We start from the raw sequence: 18,716 nt of genomic DNA on the forward strand, positions 1-18,716 counted from the left end.
CCTCTTACTTTTGTCAAAAGAGGAAAAAAGTGCTAAAATAAGATGAATAAATTTAAAGAGGTATTATCATGTCTAAGATTCTAGTATTTGGTCACCAAAATCCAGACTCAGATGCCATCGGGTCATCTGTAGCCTTTGCTTATCTTGCAAAAGAGGCTTATGGATTGGACACAGAAGCAGTAGCACTTGGAACACCAAACGAAGAAACAGCCTATGTATTGAACTATTTTGGTGTTGAAGCACCACGCGTCATCACATCAGCTAAAGCAGAAGGTGTAGAGCAAGTTATCTTAACGGACCACAATGAATTCCAACAGTCTGTATCAGATATCGCTGAAGTAGAAGTTTACGGTGTTGTAGACCACCACCGTGTAGCTAACTTTGAAACTGCAAGCCCACTCTACATGCGTTTGGAACCAGTTGGATCTGCGTCTTCAATCGTTTACCGCATGTTCAAAGAACACGGTGTAGCTGTTCCTAAAGAAATCGCAGGTTTGATGCTTTCAGGTTTGATTTCAGATACTCTTCTTTTGAAATCACCAACAACTCACCCATCTGACAAAGTCATTGCTCCTGAATTGGCTGAATTAGCTGGTGTCAACTTGGAAGAGTACGGTCTTGCTATGCTCAAGGCTGGTACGAACTTGGCAAGCAAATCTGCTGAGGAATTGATTGACATCGATGCTAAGACCTTTGAACTCAATGGAAATAAGGTTCGTGTTGCCCAAGTCAATACTGTTGATATTGCTGAAGTCTTGGAACGCCAAGCTGAAATCGAAGCAGCAATGCAAGCAGCTAATGCAGCAAATGGCTACTCAGATTTTGTTTTGATGATTACAGACATCGTCAACTCAAACTCAGAAATCCTTGCTCTTGGATCAAACATGGACAAGGTGGAAGCAGCTTTCAACTTCAAACTTGAAAACAACCACGCTTTCCTTGCTGGTGCCGTTTCACGTAAGAAACAAGTGGTACCTCAATTGACTGAAAGCTTTAATGGGTAATTCTTAAGGAATATTTGGAACTGTTAATTTGACTATTTATAGAAGGTGATAGCATGATGCGATTGATTGAAGGACTGCGCTTTTTGGTTGAGGCTGTGGCAATCCTTGGTCTTTTCTCCGTGTCTGTGACACAAATTTCTTGGCTAAAAAAATTCCTATTTTTTCTTCTAGCAGTTCTATTAATCTTATTTTGGGCGCGATATATGGCACCAAAATCTCCACATGCTTTTAAAAAATGGCATCGCCTCATTGCTGAGACATCGATTTTTATTTTAGTTAGTGGTAGTTTTTGGCATTTGTATGGATTGCAAATAGGAATCCTATACTTAGATCTGTCTTTTGGAAGTTTGGGTCTGCTTTATTATTTTCAGCTAGAGTGATTCTTATAATATAGTCAATGAATTATTTAAATGGTAATTATTTGACTAGAGATTGACACGAGAAAACGATGTTTTCCTTATAGCTAAAGGGGTTTCGGCTCCTTTTTTTCTAGGAGAGAAAGATGTTAGAAAATGGTGATTTGATTTTTGTGAAGGATCTTTCAGATATGGGGCAGGCCATCCAGGCTTCCACTGGGAACTATAGTCATGTAGCTATCTTTTTGGACGGATTGATCTATCATGCTAGTGGGCAAGCAGGTGTTATTTGTCAAGAACCAGCTGAATTTTTTGAACCGACTCATCTCTATGACCTTTATGTCTATCCAGAGCTGGAAGCTGACTTGGTAAAGGAAAGAGCTGGCAAACATTTAGGTGCACCCTATAATGCCTCTTTTTATCAAGATGGGCCTGGCTTTTACTGCTCCCAGTATATCGCGGAAATTCTTCCTATTTTTGAGACTATTCCGATGCAATTTGGGGACGGGGAGCAGGAGATTAGTGATTTTTGGAGAGAATACTACAAGAAACTCGAACTTCCAGTGCCTCTGAATCAACCAGGGAGCAATCCTAGTCAACTAGCAGCATCCCCCCTTTTAGAATGTAAAGAAAGGAATCTTCATGATTCAGATTTTTAATCCCTCCCGTTTGACTCGGCAGCCATTTTTTATAGATTTGGTGGACTATCTGAACCAGCATGACGATGTGACTCTACGAGAAATCAAGGCTCGGTTTCCAGATGTTGCAGTTGATAAACTGATGGAAGAGTTTATCAAGGCAGGCTTGATCCTAAGGGAAAACAAACGCTATTATCTCAATCTCCCTTTTTTAGAATCTACGGATAATTTAGCCCTTGACCAAGAAATTTTTATCAGAGAGGACAGTCCAGTTTATCAAGCCTTGCTAGAGAAGACTTTTGAGACAGAATTGCGCAATCAAACCAATGCAGCTATCTTAGTTGAAAAGTCTGACTTTGCAAGAGAAAAGATGTCCCTGTCTAATTATTTCTACAAGGTCAAGCACCAATATCCTTTGACAGAAAAACAGCAGGAACTCTATGCCATTTTGGGAGATGTCAATCTTGAGTACGCCCTCAAGTATATGACGACCTTTTTACTGAAGTTTCTCAAAAAAGACCAGCTGATACAGAAACGCCGTGATATCTTCGTTGAGAGTCTAGTCGTCTTGGGCTATATTGTGCAAAACGAAGAAGGGAAGTATGAGTTGGCTGTTGATTTCGACAAGGAACGGTTGATTTTCTATTTACCTTAATTGCTTCATTTTGAGCAGATTGTTTGACTTTACTAAAGAATAAGCATAAACTAAATGTAAGCGATAACGTTTATCGTATTAAAAGCAAAGGAGACAGAACTATGTCACTTGAAAATAAATTGGATCAAGCAACTGGTGCTATCAAAGAAGGATTTGGTAAAGTTACTGGTGATAGCAAGACAGAAGCAGAAGGTGCTGTAGAAAAAACAGTTGCCAAAGCAAAAGAAGTTGTTGAAGATGCTAAAGGTGCTGTAGAAGGTGCCGTTGAAGGTCTTAAAAATTCATTTAAGAAAGAAGACTAAAAAAATCAAGGGAATGTTTCCCTTGATTTTTTTATAGATAACGTTCTGCGATAGCTGCGTCTCCAGGATAGTCTTCTTTCTTTCCTTGGACGATTTGATAACAATCAGCTCCCTTGCCTGCAATAATCACAGCATCGAGTTCTTGATTTGTGATGGCCATCGCCGCCTTGATGGCTTCTTCACGATCGGCAATCTTTTCAACAGGATGACTGATGTAGCTGCTGATTTCTTCAGCAATGGCCATTGGATCTTCATAGTTGGGGTCATCAGCTGTGAGAAAGACTTGAATCTCAGGATGTTGATCGAGGAGGAGACCAAAGTCTTTGCGACGACTCTCCCCCTTGTTTCCAGTCGAACCGAGAACCAGAGCGATTTTTCCAGTTTGATGAGTTTCAACTACATTGATAAGTTTTTTCAGACTGTCCCCGTTGTGGGCATAGTCGATGAAGACCTTGGCACTATTTTTTTGAGTGAGAACTTCCATACGTCCAGGAACGCGGGTTGCAGCGATTCCTTTTTTGATATCTTCCAGACTAGCGCCTAGACGGAGGCAGGCAAGTCCTGCAGCGACTGCATTTTCTTGATTGAAGTGACCTATGAGTTGGATATCATAATCACCAGCGAGTTTACCTGTAGCGGAAAAGCTAAAGGCTTTGGAATTCTCGATTTGGTTACTTGACTGGCTACCATAGAAGTCATGCTCTTGATGTTCAACTTGTTCTTTCAGTACAGAAAAGTGATCCATATCGCTGTTAATGACAACTGCTCGGCTATTTTCCATCAAGAGACGTTTGTGGTAGAAATAATCTTCAAAGCTTGGATGTTCAATTGGTCCGATATGGTCAGGAGTGATGTTAAGAAAGACACCTACATCAAAGGTCAGACCATATACTCGATGAACAAGATAGGCTTGGCTAGAAACTTCCATTACAAGATGGGTTCGACCATTCTGAACAGCCTGAGCCATCATGTCGAAAAGATCGATATTTTCAGGTGTTGAGAAGGAAGATTTAAAGAAGGTCTCACCATCCAGAGTTGTGTTCATAGTTGACAAGAGAGCTGTTGGATAGCGTTGAGATAGGATGTGGTAAGCAAAGTAAGCAGCTGTTGTCTTTCCTTTTGTCCCTGTGAAAGCGAGAATTTTGAGTTTCTCTTGTGGATTGCCGTAAAATTCCATCGCAATCAAACTCATGGCTTTTTTGATATCGTTCACAATGATGACGGGGATACCGACTTCGTAGTCCTTTTCTGCGACATACCAAGCTAATCCTTGACTTATAGCAGAAAGGAGGTATTCTTTTTTAAAGGCAGCGCCTTTGGCAAAAAAAAGAGTTCCTTCTTTTACTTTTCTGCTGTCGTAACTGATGCTATCAAAAACAACCTCACTGTAGTTGTAGTGGTAATGTCCTTGATCAATAATCTCACGAAAAAGGCCATCTTTCTTTAAAATATCTAATACGGTTTCAATCTTAATCATACTTTCTATTATAAACTTCAAGCCCGAATTTTACAAGTAACAAGGAAAAGTTTATAATGGAAGATAAGGAACTTTTCCTAGTTATCAAAATTGAATGAGGAAGCTATGTCTAACGAAAACAATCACCAGCAGGCCCAGATGTTGCGAGGAACTGCTTGGCTAACAGCTAGTAACTTTATTAGTCGCCTCCTTGGTGCTATCTACATTATTCCCTGGTATATCTGGATGGGGACCTATGCTGCTAAGGCAAATGGACTCTTTACCATGGGCTACAATATTTACGCCTGGTTCTTGCTGATTTCGACAGCGGGTATCCCAGTTGCGGTCGCCAAACAAGTGGCTAAGTACAATACCATGCGAGAAGAAGAGCATAGCTTTGCCTTGATTCGGAGTTTCTTAAGCTTTATGACAGGCTTGGGCTTAGTCTTTGCCTTGGTCTTGTATCTCTTTTCTCCCTGGTTAGCAGATTTGTCAGGTGTGGGGAAAGACCTGATTCCCATCATGCAGAGCTTGGCTTGGGCGGTCTTGATTTTCCCATCTATGAGTGTCATTCGGGGCTTCTTCCAAGGGATGAACAATCTGAAACCCTATGCTATGAGTCAAATCGCCGAGCAGGTGATCCGTGTTATCTGGATGTTGATGGCAACCTTCTTCATTATGAAAATGGGTTCTGGTGACTACTTATCAGCCGTTACCCAATCGACCTTTGCGGCCTTTGTGGGGATGGTGGCGAGTTTTGCAGTTTTGATTTATTTCCTTGCCCAAGAAGGTTTACTCAAAAGAGTATTTGAAACACGGGATAGGATCAATAGTAAGCGACTCTTAGTCGATACGATCAAGGAAGCCATTCCCTTTATCCTGACAGGATCAGCCATCCAGCTCTTCCAGATTTTAGACCAGATGACCTTTATCAACAGTATGAAGTGGTTTACCAACTACAGTAATGAAGACTTGGTTGTCATGTTTTCTTATTTCTCTGCCAATCCTAATAAAATCACCATGATTTTAATCTCTGTAGGGGTTTCGATTGGGAGTGTCGGATTGCCGCTGTTGACGGAAAACTATGTAAAAGGCGACTTGCAGGCAGCGGCTCGCCTAGTCCAAGATAGCCTCACCATGCTCTTCTTATTTCTACTACCTGCAACAGTTGGAGTGGTCATGGTAGGGGAGCCTCTTTATACAGTCTTTTATGGTAAGCCAGATAGTCTGGCCATGGGTTTATTTGTCTTTGCAGTTTTGCAGTCTACTATCCTAGGTTTGTACATGGTCTTGTCTCCCATGCTTCAGGCCATGTTCCGAAACCGCAAGGCAGTTCTATACTTTATCTATGGTTCCATTGCTAAGATCGTCTTGCAATTGCCAACCATTGCTATTTTCCACAGCTACGGTCCCTTGATTTCAACGACTATCGGTTTGATTATTCCGAATGTCCTGATGTACCGAGATATCTGCCAGGTAACGGGTGCTCGTAGAAAGATTATCTTGAAACGGACTATTTTGATCACCATCTTGACTCTTGTCATGTTTATCCTAGTTGGCTTCTTGCAGTGGCTACTCGGTTTTGTCTTCCAACCAAGTGGACGTTTCTGGAGTTTCCTTTATGTGGCTCTCATCGGAGGGCTTGGAGGAGGCCTTTATGGCTTGATGAGCCTACGGACACGACTCTTAGACAAGATAATCGGCAAAGCTCAAGCAGACCGACTACGTACACGATTGAAAATATCGTAAAAAGATTTATAAATAAAAGTAATAAATTTAACCTTTCTTTAACAGAAAGGTTTTTATACTACATTTTTCTTAAAAAAAGAGAACTTTTTCTAAAATCAAGAGCAAAAAATATGCTTTTTTAAGTTTTTCTTCAGAAATCACTTGACTAAATAAAACCAAAGCTGTATAATAAGACAAAACTTTTAAACAGGAGGTTCTGGAAATGAAAAAGTCTAAGGCCAAGTATCTGACACTTGCAAGTGTCGTGTTAAGCGCAGGTATCTTACTGAGCGCATGTGGAAATTCAAGTAGCGCTACTAAAACATATAACTATGTTTATTCGAACGATCCATCTAGTTTGAACTATCTTGCAGAAAACCGTGCAACAACCAATGACATCGTGACCAATTTGGTGGATGGGTTGATGGAAAATGACCAATACGGTAACTATGTTCCATCATTGGCAGAGGATTGGACTGTTTCTCAGGACGGTTTGACCTATACTTACAAATTGCGTAAGGATGCAAAATGGTATACTTATGAGGGTGAAGAATACGCCCCTGTAACGGCCCAAGACTTTGTGACAGGTTTGAAATATGCTGCTGATAAAAAATCCGAAGCCTTGTACCTGGTTCAAGACTCTGTAGCAGGTTTGGATGACTATATCAACGGGAAAACAACTGACTTTTCAACAGTCGGTGTTAAGGCTATTGATGACCAAACAGTTCAGTACACTTTGACACGTCCAGAACCTTATTGGAATTCTAAAACAACTTCAACCATTCTCTTCCCTGTCAATGCAGACTTCTTGAAATCAAAAGGGGATGATTTTGGTAAGGTAGATCCTTCTAGCATTTTGTACAGTGGACCTTTCTTGATGAAATCTTTTGTTTCAAAATCTGTTATCGAATACAAGAAAAATCCAAATTACTGGGATGCTAAAAATGTCTTTGTGGACGATGTGAAATTGACTTACTATGACGGTAGTGACCAGGATGCCCTAGCTCGTAACTTCGTAGAAGGAGTATACAGCTACGCACTTCTCTACCCAAATAGCTCAAGCTTTGAAGGCATTAAAGAGAAGAACAAGGATAACATCATCTATAGTATGCAAAACGCAACTTCTTATTACTTGAACTTCAACTTGGACAGAAAATCTTATAACTTCACTTCTAAATCCTCAGATATCGAAAAGAAATCAACCCAAGAAGCAGTTCTGAATAAAAACTTCCGTCAAGCCTTCAACTATGCTTATAACCGTACAGCCTATGGAGCACAATCTCAAGGGGAAGAAGGAGCAACAAAGATTATTCGTAACTTGGTTGTACCTCCTACGTTTGTAAGTATCAACGGAAAAGACTTTGGCGATGTTGTTTCAGAAAAGATGGTCAACTATGGCCAAGAATGGCAAGGAATCAACTTTGCAGATGCACAAGACCCATACTACAATCCTGATAAAGCTAAGGCTAAATTTGCAGAAGCCAAGAAAGAATTGGAAGCTAAGGGTGTGCAATTTCCAATCCACTTGGATGTAACAGTTGACCAATCAGCTAAAAAAGGTGTACTTGAAGCAAGCTCTTTGAAACAATCCATTGAATCTGTTCTAGGAGCTGAGAATGTGGTTATCGATATCCAACAATTATCAACAGATGACTTTGACAACTCTAGCTACCTAGCTCAAACCGCATCTCAAAAAGACTTTGATATCTATAATGGCGGTTGGAGTGCTGACTACTTGGACCCATCAAGCTATCTTGATATCTTAAATGTCAATAACGGTGGTATGTTGCAAAACCTTGGTCTAGAACCAGGTGAGGTCAATGACAAGGCTAAGGCAGTTGGTCTGGATACTTACACTCAAATGTTAGAAGAAGCGAACAAGGAGCAAGAACCAGCAAAACGTTATGAAAAATATGCTGAAGTTCAAGCCTGGCTCGTTGATAGCGCCCTTGCTATTCCAAATGTTTCCCAAGGTGGAACACCTGGCTTGAGAAAGACAGTTCCATTCTCAGCGCCATTCTCACAAGCAGGAAATAAGGGTGTCGAATCATACAAGTACCTCAAGTTGCAAGATAAGACTGTAACGGCTGATGAGTATGAAAAAGCGAAAGAAAAATGGCTAAAAGAAAAAGAAGAATCAAATAAAAAAGCCCAAGAAGAACTGGCAAAACACGTTAAATAACCAGTCTATTCAACAGGAAAAACGATAGTTTCTCAAGAAACTATCGTTTTTATATAGTTTGAAACTATAGCTAGCTCTTGAAAACAAGAAAATAAGTTAGTGAAAATAAGTGGTACAATAGTTACTATAGATTTGGAGGTATTGTATGAGCAAAGAACTACACATCAACACAATTTTGGCCCAGGCTGGGATCAAGTCGGATAAGGCGACAGGTGCCTTGGTGACACCGCTTCATTTTTCAACCACTTATCAGCATCCAGAGTTTGGCCAGTCTACTGGATTTGACTATACTCGGACTAAAAACCCAACTCGCAGTAAGGCGGAGGAAGTCTTGGCGGCAATCGAATCAGCAGACTATGCCCTAGCGACGAGTTCAGGTATGGCTGCGATTGTACTGGCCTTTAGTGTTTTTCCAGTAGGAAGTAAAGTCTTGGCTGTTCGTGACCTTTATGGGGGCTCTTTCCGTTGGTTTAACCAAGTTGAGCAGGAAGGCCGTTTCCATTTTACCTATGCCAATACAGAAGAAGAGCTGATTGCTGAGTTAGAGAAAGATGTGGATGTTCTCTATATCGAAACGCCAACCAATCCCTTGATGTTGGAATTTGATATTGCCAAACTAGCCAAACTAGCTCATGCCAAGGGTGCCAAGGTAGTGGTGGACAATACCTTCTACAGTCCGATTTACCAACGTCCGATTGAAGATGGTGCGGATATCGTTCTTCATTCAGCCACCAAGTATCTAGCAGGGCACAATGATGTCTTGGCTGGGGTAGTTGTGACTAATAGTTTAGAACTATATGAGCAACTGTTCTACAATTTGAATACGACTGGTGCGGTCTTGTCACCATTTGATAGTTATCAGTTGATTCGCGGTCTTAAAACTCTACCTCTTCGTATGGAACGTTCTACAGCCAATGCCCAAGAAGTGGTTGCTTTTTTGAAGGATTCACCTGCTGTCAAGGAAGTGCTCTATACAGGACGTGGAGGCATGATTTCCTTTAAAGTAGTGAATGAAAAGCGTATTCCTCATATTTTGAATAGTCTCAAGGTCTTTTCATTTGCGGAAAGTTTAGGTGGGGTTGAGAGTCTCATCACCTATCCGACGACTCAAACCCATGCGGATATTCCGGCAGAAGTGCGCCATTCCTATGGCTTAACAGATGACCTCTTGCGTTTATCCATTGGGATTGAGGATGCTAGAGATTTGATTGCGGACTTGCGCCAAGCTTTGGAAGGATAAGACAGATATGGGAAAATATGATTTTACAAGCCTGCCCAATCGTTTTGGGCATCATACCTATAAATGGAAAGAAGCGGAAGCTGACCGAGAAGTTCTACCAGCCTGGATAGCAGATATGGACTTTGTGGTTTTGCCTGAGGTTCGACAAGCTGTACAAGCCTACGCAGACCAGTTGGTCTATGGCTATACTTATGCAAGCGACGCTTTGATTGAGTCGGTTCAGGACTGGGAAGCCAGCCAACACGGTTATCACTTTGACAAGGATGCCCTCGTCTTTATCGAGGGGGTGGTACCAGCTATTTCAACAGCTATTCAAGCCTTTACAAAAGAGGGGGAAGCTGTTCTAATTAACACACCGGTCTATCCACCTTTTGCTCGCAGTGTCAAACTCAACCATCGCCGATTGATTACCAATCCTTTGGTGGAAAAGGATGGTCTGTTTGAGATTGACTTTGACCAGTTGGAGAAGCAATTGGTGGAAGAGAATGTGAAGCTTTATATCCTCTGCAATCCTCATAATCCTGGGGGACGTGTTTGGGAAAAGGAAGTGTTAGAAAAGATTGGTCATCTCTGCCAAAAACATGGTGTATTGCTGGTTTCGGATGAGATTCACCAAGATTTGGCCCTCTTTGGTCACAAACACCAGTCATTCAACACCATTGATCCTGCTTTCAAAGACTTTGCCCTCATCTTGAGCAGTGCCACTAAGACCTTTAATATTGCTGGGACCAAGAATTCCTATGCAGTTATTGAAAATCCAAAGCTTCGTGTGGCTTTCCAAAAACGCCAGTTGGCCAATAACCAACATGAAATCTCAGGCTTGGGGTATTTGGCGACAGAAGCTGCCTACCGTTATGGCAAGGACTGGTTAGGAGAGTTGAAAGAAGTCATTGAGGACCACATTTACTATGTAGTGGATGTTTTGGGCAACGAAACCAAGATTAAGGTCATGAAACCGCAAGGGACCTACTTGATCTGGCTTGATTTTTCAGCCTATGACCTAACGGATGATCGCTTGCAAGAGCTTTTGAAGAATGAAGCCAAGGTCATCTTGAACAGAGGTTTGGACTTTGGGGAGGAGGGAACTCTTCATGCCCGCCTCAATGTTGCTATGCCTAAAACACTTTTGGAAGAAGTTTGCCAACGCATCGTGACCACTTTTGATACACTTTAAAATCGAGCCTTCTAGGAGAAAAGTCTTCCTAGAAGGCTATTTTCATAGGGGAAAATGTGGTATAATGAAAAGATAAGATAAAGGGGTAACTATGGCTAAATTGATTCCGGGAAAGTTGCGCATGGAGGGTGTTACTCTCTATGAGACAGGCAACATTGAGATTATCAAGGAAAAAGGGAATCGCCTCTATACTCGTGTGGCGGGAGAAGACTTGCGCTACAGTTTAGAGGATGATCTGGTTTTTTGTGCTTGCGATTTTTTCCAAAAAAGAGGTTACTGTGTTCACCTCGCAGCGCTCGAGCATTATCTGAAGAATGATGAAGAAGGCCAGGTGATTTTACAAGCCTTAGAAAAAGGACATGAAGAGCAAGAAGAGGTCGAAACCAAGGTTAGTTTTGGTGGTAGTTTTTTGGAGCGTATCCAACCTCAGAAGAGAGAGAAAATCTACACTTTGTCGGCTCAAGGCCAGGTAGAAGCTGGAACCAATCGTCTCCTTTGGACTCTCCGAATCGCTTTAGTTGATAGTCAAAAATATTATGTCATTCGTGATATCCCTCTCTTTTTGAAGGTCTTAGTCCATCGAAAACCATATATGATTGGGAAATACTATGAAAATGACTTGTCTTGGGATGCTTTTGATACAGCTAGTCAAGATGTTCTTACTTTTTTATGTGGCTTGATTGAGGAGGGACTGAGTCAAGACCTCTTTTTCCCCAATCAAGGTCGTCACCTCTTTTTCCCTCTAACCTTTTTTGAGCAGGGAGTGGAGTTGCTGATGAATTTGGAGGATTCTTATTTTGAGCACCAGATTACTAGTTATGAAAATCTTCTCTTTCATGATTTAGATCCAGAAGCAAACCTTTTCTCTTTTTCTGTGAAGGAGTATCCCGATTATTTTGAAATGGAGATTTCTGAAAGTGAGCGAGTCAACGTATTCTATGGGGGAGCGGTTCTATTTCGTAAGGGGAATCTTTATCTCTTAAATCCTAAACAAATCAGCCTCCTAAAGGAAATCAAGGAGCTTCCTCAGGAGGAGAGAGGGAGAAAATGCCTCCAGTTTGACAACAGTGATCGCGACCGTCTGGCTGCCTGTCTGCCTTTGTTTGGACAGCTGGGCACAGTTTCTGCTCCTGAGCGCTTGCAAATCAGACCCTTTTCACCAATCTTTTACTTTGATAGGGAGGATGACGGCCGCATCCGTTTAGATATCCAATTTGACTATGGAGATGTTAAGGTGACTAGTCGTCAACAGCTGGAACAATTACCATTTTCAAGTGATGCCGTCTTGGAAAACCAGCTATTTCAAGTCTGTTTAGGGGCTGGTTTTGAGGCTGATTTTCAGTCTTGGAGACAGGCTTTGAAGCCAGAGGCAGTTTATTCTTTCTTTCACCATACGATTCCAGCTTTTGAGAAATTGGGTCAGTTTTTCTTGTCTGATGAGATGAATCAGCTCTACAGCGTCCAAGCTCCTCAGGTTCAAATTGAGTCCAAGGGAGGACTGTTGGAAATCCAATTTGATTTCCAAGGGATTGCCCAAGAAGAGATTGATCAAGCTCTTAAAGCCCTGACCAGTAATCAGGATTTCTATATCAGTTCTTCTGATCAAGTGTACTTTTTTGATGAGGAAACCAAGCAGATTCGTCAAAATTTGCAGGAACTGGGGGTTGAGCTAAAAGATGGTTCTTTCCAAGCGCGAAAATCTCTGGCTTATAGCCTTTCTCAGCTTTTTGAAGGTCGAAACAGGATCTCTTTCTCGGAAGAATTTCAGCATTTAGCTCATGATTTGACCCATCCAGAGGATTTTCCTTTGGGAGATATACGGGTGCAGGCGAGTTTGAGAGACTATCAGGAAAAGGGAGTCCGTTGGCTCCAGATGCTTTATCACTATGGCTTTGGTGGCATTCTGGCAGATGATATGGGACTGGGAAAAACATTGCAAACCATCGCTTTTTTGACCAGTCAGGTGACAGAAGACAGTCGGGTCTTGATTTTAGCGCCGTCAGGTTTAATCTACAACTGGGCAGATGAATTCAGGAAATTTGCCCCACAGTTGGATTTGGCTGTCGTTCATGGTTTGAAAGCGAATCGAGAAGCGATTCTTTCTGAAAATCACCAAATCTATGTGACTAGCTATGCCACCTTTCGTCAAGACAGCGAGCTTTATCAAGAGATGGCTTTTGATTTTCTCTTCTTAGATGAAGCCCAGGTCATGAAAAATGCCCAAACCAAGATTGCTCAGAGTTTGCGCCAGTTTGTGGTGCCGGCAGTCTTTGCTTTGTCAGGTACGCCTATTGAAAATCATTTAGGAGAGTTGTGGTCTATCTTTCAAATTGTGCTTCCAGGGCTCTTGCCAAGTAAAAAGGAGTTTATGAAATTACCGGCTGACCGAGTCGCGCAGTTTATCAAGCCTTTCGTCATGAGGCGTAAGAAAGAAGAAGTTCTTACAGAACTGCCTGATCTGATCGAAGTCGTCTATAAAAATGAACTGGAAGACCAACAGAAGGCCATCTATCTCGCCCAGTTGCAACAGATGCGAGACCGCCTAGCGCAAGTGACAGATCAAGAATTCCAAAGAAGTCGGGTAGAAATCTTATCTGGTCTCATGCGATTGCGCCAGATCTGCGATACGCCTGCCCTCTTCATGGACGATTACCAGGGAGCCAGTGGTAAACTCGATAGTCTCCGAGATTTATTGCTACAAGTGGCTGATGGTGGGCATCGGGTCTTGATTTTCTCCCAGTTCAAAGGAATGTTGGAAAAAATCGAGAAAGAACTCCCAGACTTGGGCTTGACCTCCTTCAAAATCACAGGTTCAACTCCTGCTCATGACAGACAGGAGATGACTAAGGCCTTTAACCAAGGGGAAAGAGATGCCTTTCTCATCTCCCTTAAGGCGGGTGGTGTTGGTCTCAATCTAACGGGAGCTGATACGGTCATTTTAGTTGACCTTTGGTGGAATCCCGCTGTCGAAGCCCAAGCTATCGGACGCGCTCACCGCATGGGACAGGAGCAGATGGTCGAGGTCTATCGTTTGATTACCAAGGGGACCATTGAAGAAAAAATCCAAGAACTTCAAGAACAAAAGAAACATTTGGTTTCCCAAGTTTTAGATGGTACGGAGTCGCGTGCGAGTCTCAGTCTGGCAGAAATTCGTGAAATTTTGGGAATTTCTGAAGCCAGCACTTGAAAAATCAAGACAATACGCTATAATGAAGTGTTGAAAGGAAATACAAAATGAAACAAGATCGATTTCCATTGGTGTCAGATGATGAGATCATGCTGACCAAAATGCCAGTCATGGACTTGTACGATGAGTCAGACTTTATTAGCAATATCAAAGGTGATTACCGCGATAAGAACTATTTGGAATGGTCTCCTATCAATGAGGAAGAAACCGTAGTTTCTCCAGTGATTAACAAGGAGTCAAAGCCAAGTCCAGAACCTAAAAAAGTTGAAAAGACTTATGCAGAGTTGGCTCGAGAAGAGGCGCGTGCGGACTTGAAGAAGAAACGTTCAGCCAAGTATTTGACTCAGGATGTTAGTCATACCAGACGACACAATGGTTCAACACTTGTTCGTCAAGGAAACCAACCAACAGCACCATTTCAAAAGGAAAATCCTGGTGAGTTTGCCAAATTTAGCAAAAACTTGAGCCAGTCTCACTATATCTTAGCTGAGGAGGTTGGCCAAGTGGCGAATCCAACTCCGAAAAACCAAGCGGAAAAAGCTAAAAAGAACAACTACGATTTTCTAAAGAAGAGTCAAATCTATAATAAAAAGAATAAGCAAACAGAACAGGAACGTCAGGTTGCCCAAGAGTTGAATCTGACAAGAATTACTGAGTAGGGGAGAAAAGCATGTCAAAAACATATCATTTTATTGGAATCAAGGGATCAGGGATGAGTGCCCTAGCCTTGATGTTGCACCAAATGGGACACAAGGTTCAAGGTTCAGACGTTGAAAAATACTACTTTACTCAACGTGGACTAGAGCAGGCAGGGATTGCGATTCTTCCTTTTGATGAAAAAAACCTACAAGGTGATGTGGAGATTATCGCGGGGAATGCTTTCCGTCCAGATAACAATGTTGAAATCGCCTATGCGGATCAAAATGGTATCAGCTACAAACGTTACCATGAATTCCTAGGTAGCTTTATGCGCGACTTTGTCAGCATGGGAGTGGCAGGAGCACATGGAAAAACTTCAACAACAGGTATGCTGTCACACGTCTTGTCTCACATCACAGACACCAGCTTCTTGATTGGTGACGGGACAGGTCGCGGCTCAGCCAATGCCAAATATTTTGTCTTTGAGTCAGACGAATATGAGCGCCATTTCATGCCTTACCACCCAGAATACTCTATCATCACCAACATTGACTTTGACCATCCAGACTACTTTACAAGTCTAGAGGATGTTTTCAATGCCTTTAACGACTATGCCAAACAAATTACCAAAGGTTTGTTTGTATATGGTGAAGATCCTGAGTTGCGTAAGATCACAGCCAATGCGCCAATCTATTACTATGGTTTTGAAGCTGAGGGCAATGACTTTGTAGCTAGCGATCTTCTTCGTTCTACGACTGGTTCGACATTCACCGTTCACTTCCGTGAACAAGAGTTGGGTCAATTCCACATTCCAACCTTTGGTCGTCACAATATCATGAATGCGACAGCTGTTATTGGTCTTCTTTACACAGCTGGATTTGATTTGAACTTGGTCCGTGAACACTTGAAAACTTTTGCAGGTGTTAAGCGTCGTTTCACTGAGAAAATTGTCAATGATACAGTGATCATTGATGACTTTGCCCACCATCCAACAGAAATCATTGCAACCTTGGATGCAGCTCGTCAGAAATATCCAAGCAAGGAAATCGTGGCAATCTTCCAACCGCATACCTTTACAAGAACCATTGCCTTGTTGGACGAATTTGCCCATGCTTTGAATCAAGCAGATGCCGTCTACCTAGCGCAAATCTATGGATCAGCTCGTGAGGTGGACCATGGTGATGTCAAAGTAGAAGACTTAGCCAATAAAATCAACAAGAAACACCAGGTTATCACTGTTGAAAATGTTTCTCCACTCCTAGACCATGACAATGCTGTTTATGTCTTTATGGGTGCTGGAGACATCCAAACCTATGAATATTCATTTGAACGTCTCTTGTCTAACTTGACAAGCAACGTCCAATAAGGAAAACAGATGGAACTTCCAATCACAATAAGGCAAGCTATCTTATCAGATTTAGAAGAAATGTTGGCGATTGAAGAAGCCAATCCTTCGTTAGAAGAGGTATTTAGCCGCCAATCTTTAGAAGAGAGTATCCGCAAGACTGCGGGTACCTTTCTTGTAGCTGGGGATGAAAATCAGCTCTTAGGCTATGTTTTGGGAGAAGTTCAGTCTATCCATCCTAAATGGATAGAAATAAAATTATTGACCATTCATCCTGACCATTGGGGACAGGGGCTGGGAACTCTTCTTCTTGCAGCCTTGAAACAGATGACAGTCGAACTAGATTATCAAGGTATTCTTTTGCAAAGTCCTGATGAACTGCTATCATATTTTGAAATGAATGGCTTTGTTGAAGAAGAAATGACAGAAAGTCATTATGGCAGTGGTTCTGAATGGTATCTGATTTGGGCAAATCCCTTTTATCAGGAGGAAATATGAAAATCAGACAAGCAAGATTTTCGGATTTAGATCGGATTATAGAGATAGAGCTAGAGAATTTTTCCCTTGAGGAAGCCATTCCTCGTTCGGTCTTTGAGGCGCATTTGCAGGAAATTCAGACCAGTTTTCTGGTAGCTGAAAAAGAGGGGAGTATTCTTGGATATATCGAAGGTCCAGTCGTCCCACACCGCCATCTCCATGATCAGTCCTTTACAGAAGAAATAAAAGACTATAGCCATCAACCTGGAGGTTATATTTCTGTGACTTGCCTATCTATTGCCAAGGAAGCACAAGCTTTGGGAGTTGGGAAAAGACTATTAAAGGCTCTGAAAGAAGTCGCTTTAGAACATGAACGAGAGGGCATTAACCTGACGTGTCATGACTACCTTATAGCCTATTATGAAAAACATGGCTTTGTTAATGAAGGAATATCCCAGTCAAGCTTTGCTGGGGAAACCTGGTATGATATGGTCTGGCAGCCTGAAAATAAAGAAAACTAGCTAGGGAATGCCCTAGTTGGTTGCTTTTCTGCGACTTTTAAGATATAATATTATGGATTGTCAACAAGGAGGTAATGCTTTTGACTGAAAAATCAAGAGAAGAAGAAAAATTAAGCTTTAAAGAGCAGATTCTACGTGATTTAGAAAGAGTAAAAGAACAAGATAGAAGAGAGAAAGAAGTAGAGTTTCCAAATCTGACGGCTTCGTCATCTCAAGCTAGTTCAGCAACTCCTTCAAATCGTGAAACAGAAACATCAACAGAAGAGTTGATGGCGGATTCCCTATCTGTTGTCGATAAAATCCTAAAAAATGCACCAAGTGTTCCTCCACGTCCAGCAACTGGAAGTGAAGATACAGTGACACTTGAGGAAGTGGGAGAACAGCCCATCATCGACAAGGTTGAAGTTGTAGAAACTGAAGAATCTGAACCTGAACCTGTTTTACCAAAGGTAGAACCAGTTGAGCTTAAACACGAAGAGAAAGAATTTAACGATACTCCGACTAAGATAGCGGTGACTTATAAGACGAAAGAGTCTGATGATTCAATTGCTCCTGAGAATGCGCTTGAGACACCTGACTCTACTGAGTTCTCAGACAGCTTAAGAGAAGAAACTCGTCGCAGTCGTCGCCAAGGTGCAAAACCAGCTAAGAAAAAATCAAAAGCCAAGGGTTGCCTAGTAACAGTTCTAGTTTTCCTAGTACTCGTTGCAGTTGGTGGTTACTTTGGTTATGGTTATGTGCAAGATTCCTTGAAACCTGTGGATGCGAGCTCTAAGGATTACGTAACGGTTCAAATCCCAGACGGTGCAAATGTTCAAGAAATTGGAAGCACCTTGGAAAAATCTGGTTTGGTTAAACATGGACTTATCTTTAGCCTTTATGCTAAATACTATAGTCATGCCAACTTGAAGTCAGGTTATTACAACTTGAAGAAGAGTATGAGTACGGATGAGTTGATTCAAGAATTGCAAAAAGGTGGGACTCCTGAAGCTCAGGCACCTGTTCTTACAAACTTGACAATTCCAGAGGGCTATACATTAGAGCAAATCGCTCAAACAGTAGGACAACTTCAAGGTGAATTTAAAGAACCTCTTACTGCGGATGCTTTCTTGGCAAAAGCTCAAGATGAGACCTTTATCTCACAATTAGTAGCTAAGTATCCAAACCTACTAGGAAGTCTTCCAACAAAAGACAGTGGCGTTCGTTATCGTCTTGAAGGCTACCTTTTCCCAGCGACCTATACAATCAAAGACAGTACAACTGTTGAAAGTTTGATTGATGAGATGGTTGCTGCTATGGATAAGGCTATGTCACCATATTACGCTACGATCAAAGAAAAGAATCTGACAGTTAATGAATTGCTCAGCATTGCTTCTCTTGTTGAAAAAGAAGGTGCTAAGACCGAGGACCGCAAGAAAATCGCAGGTGTCTTCTATAACCGCTTGAATGTCGGTATGCCTCTTCAAAGCAATATCGCCATCCTTTATGCTCAAGGAAAACTTGGTCAAAACATTAGTCTAGCGGATGATGCTGGAATAGATACAACGATTGATTCACCATATAATGTCTATACAAATCTTGGCCTCATGCCTGGACCGGTTGATAGCCCAAGTTCCGATGCGATTGAAGCAAGTGTAAACCAGACAAAGAGTGAGTACTTGTACTTTGTAGCCAATGTTGAAGACGGTAAAGTATACTTTGCGACGACAAAAGAAGAACATGATCAAAACGTTGCAGAGCATATCAATAGCAAGTTACCTCAAGCAAGTAGTTCAAACTAAAATTATGTGGTTTTCCACATAATTTTGTTTT

The 18,716-nt window shown here is 41.7% G+C and carries 16 protein-coding genes; 15 read left to right on the forward strand and 1 reads right to left on the reverse strand.

The window, feature by feature from the left end:
- The first annotated feature begins 68 nt into the window (after positions 1-68).
- The 5 genes from MP387_RS02935 to MP387_RS02955 all read left to right on the forward strand — a co-directional run bounded on the left by MP387_RS02935 (position 69) and on the right by MP387_RS02955 (position 2,955).
- A complete protein-coding gene (locus MP387_RS02935) occupies positions 69-1,004 on the forward strand; it encodes a manganese-dependent inorganic pyrophosphatase (RefSeq protein WP_242747566.1) in 936 nt (311 codons plus the stop codon).
- A 53-nt stretch (positions 1,005-1,057) separates the two neighbouring features.
- Complete coding sequence (locus MP387_RS02940) at positions 1,058-1,384, forward strand: DUF2568 domain-containing protein (protein ID WP_242747568.1); 327 nt, start codon at positions 1,058-1,060, stop codon at positions 1,382-1,384.
- A gap of 122 nt (positions 1,385-1,506) precedes the next feature.
- Positions 1,507-2,019, forward strand: a complete 513-nt coding sequence (locus MP387_RS02945) for a YiiX/YebB-like N1pC/P60 family cysteine hydrolase (protein WP_242747570.1) — start codon at positions 1,507-1,509, stop codon at positions 2,017-2,019.
- Complete coding sequence (locus tag MP387_RS02950) at positions 2,003-2,653, forward strand: DUF1803 domain-containing protein (protein ID WP_033630026.1); 651 nt, start codon at positions 2,003-2,005, stop codon at positions 2,651-2,653. The genes MP387_RS02945 and MP387_RS02950 overlap by 17 nt, the downstream gene beginning before the upstream one ends.
- A gap of 101 nt (positions 2,654-2,754) precedes the next feature.
- Positions 2,755-2,955 carry a CsbD family protein gene (locus tag MP387_RS02955; protein ID WP_000051178.1) on the forward strand — a complete coding sequence of 67 codons (201 nt, stop codon included), beginning with the start codon at positions 2,755-2,757 and terminating at the stop codon, positions 2,953-2,955.
- 31 nt (positions 2,956-2,986) lie between these two features.
- Here MP387_RS02955 and MP387_RS02960 read toward each other — a convergent pair whose 3' ends face one another.
- Positions 2,987-4,432: a UDP-N-acetylmuramoyl-L-alanyl-D-glutamate--L-lysine ligase gene (locus MP387_RS02960; RefSeq protein WP_242747572.1), complete on the reverse strand. Its 1,446-nt coding sequence runs from the start codon at positions 4,430-4,432 to the stop codon at positions 2,987-2,989.
- A gap of 105 nt (positions 4,433-4,537) precedes the next feature.
- On the opposite strand from MP387_RS02960, the gene MP387_RS02965 reads away from it, so the two are divergent.
- The 10 genes from MP387_RS02965 to mltG all read left to right on the forward strand — a co-directional run bounded on the left by MP387_RS02965 (position 4,538) and on the right by mltG (position 18,685).
- Positions 4,538-6,160, forward strand: coding sequence for a putative polysaccharide biosynthesis protein (locus MP387_RS02965; protein ID WP_242747574.1), 1,623 nt, complete (start codon positions 4,538-4,540; stop codon positions 6,158-6,160).
- Between the two features lie 202 nt (positions 6,161-6,362).
- Positions 6,363-8,321 carry a peptide ABC transporter substrate-binding protein gene (locus tag MP387_RS02970; protein ID WP_242747576.1) on the forward strand — a complete coding sequence of 653 codons (1,959 nt, stop codon included), beginning with the start codon at positions 6,363-6,365 and terminating at the stop codon, positions 8,319-8,321.
- A 145-nt stretch (positions 8,322-8,466) separates the two neighbouring features.
- Positions 8,467-9,561 carry a cystathionine gamma-synthase gene (locus tag MP387_RS02975; RefSeq protein ID WP_000031979.1) on the forward strand — a complete coding sequence of 365 codons (1,095 nt, stop codon included), beginning with the start codon at positions 8,467-8,469 and terminating at the stop codon, positions 9,559-9,561.
- Positions 9,562-9,568: 7 nt separating this feature from the next.
- The gene (locus tag MP387_RS02980) at positions 9,569-10,735 is read left to right on the forward strand and encodes a MalY/PatB family protein (RefSeq protein WP_242747578.1); all 1,167 of its coding nucleotides are present in this window, start codon (positions 9,569-9,571) and stop codon (positions 10,733-10,735) included.
- A gap of 91 nt (positions 10,736-10,826) precedes the next feature.
- The gene (locus tag MP387_RS02985; protein WP_242747580.1) at positions 10,827-13,922 is read left to right on the forward strand and encodes a pilus expression-regulating Snf2 family helicase; all 3,096 of its coding nucleotides are present in this window, start codon (positions 10,827-10,829) and stop codon (positions 13,920-13,922) included.
- A 47-nt stretch (positions 13,923-13,969) separates the two neighbouring features.
- Positions 13,970-14,581, forward strand: a complete 612-nt coding sequence (gene zapJ, locus MP387_RS02990; RefSeq protein WP_242747582.1) for a divisome accessory protein ZapJ — start codon at positions 13,970-13,972, stop codon at positions 14,579-14,581.
- 11 nt (positions 14,582-14,592) lie between these two features.
- On the forward strand, positions 14,593-15,927 hold the full coding sequence (gene murC, locus MP387_RS02995; RefSeq protein ID WP_242747583.1) for a UDP-N-acetylmuramate--L-alanine ligase: 1,335 nt from the start codon (positions 14,593-14,595) through the stop codon (positions 15,925-15,927).
- Positions 15,928-15,936: 9 nt separating this feature from the next.
- Complete coding sequence (locus MP387_RS03000; protein WP_242747585.1) at positions 15,937-16,404, forward strand: GNAT family N-acetyltransferase; 468 nt, start codon at positions 15,937-15,939, stop codon at positions 16,402-16,404.
- The gene (locus MP387_RS03005) at positions 16,401-16,904 is read left to right on the forward strand and encodes a GNAT family N-acetyltransferase (protein WP_242747587.1); all 504 of its coding nucleotides are present in this window, start codon (positions 16,401-16,403) and stop codon (positions 16,902-16,904) included. Before MP387_RS03000 ends, MP387_RS03005 begins: the two co-directional genes overlap by 4 nt.
- Before the next feature lie 74 nt (positions 16,905-16,978).
- Entirely contained in the window at positions 16,979-18,685 is a 1,707-nt protein-coding gene (gene mltG, locus MP387_RS03010; protein WP_242747589.1) for an endolytic transglycosylase MltG, read from the forward strand.
- Positions 18,686-18,716 lie beyond the last annotated feature (31 nt).

The organism is Streptococcus oralis (assembly GCF_022749195.1).
Classification (GTDB): Bacteria; Bacillota; Bacilli; order Lactobacillales; family Streptococcaceae; genus Streptococcus; species Streptococcus oralis_CI.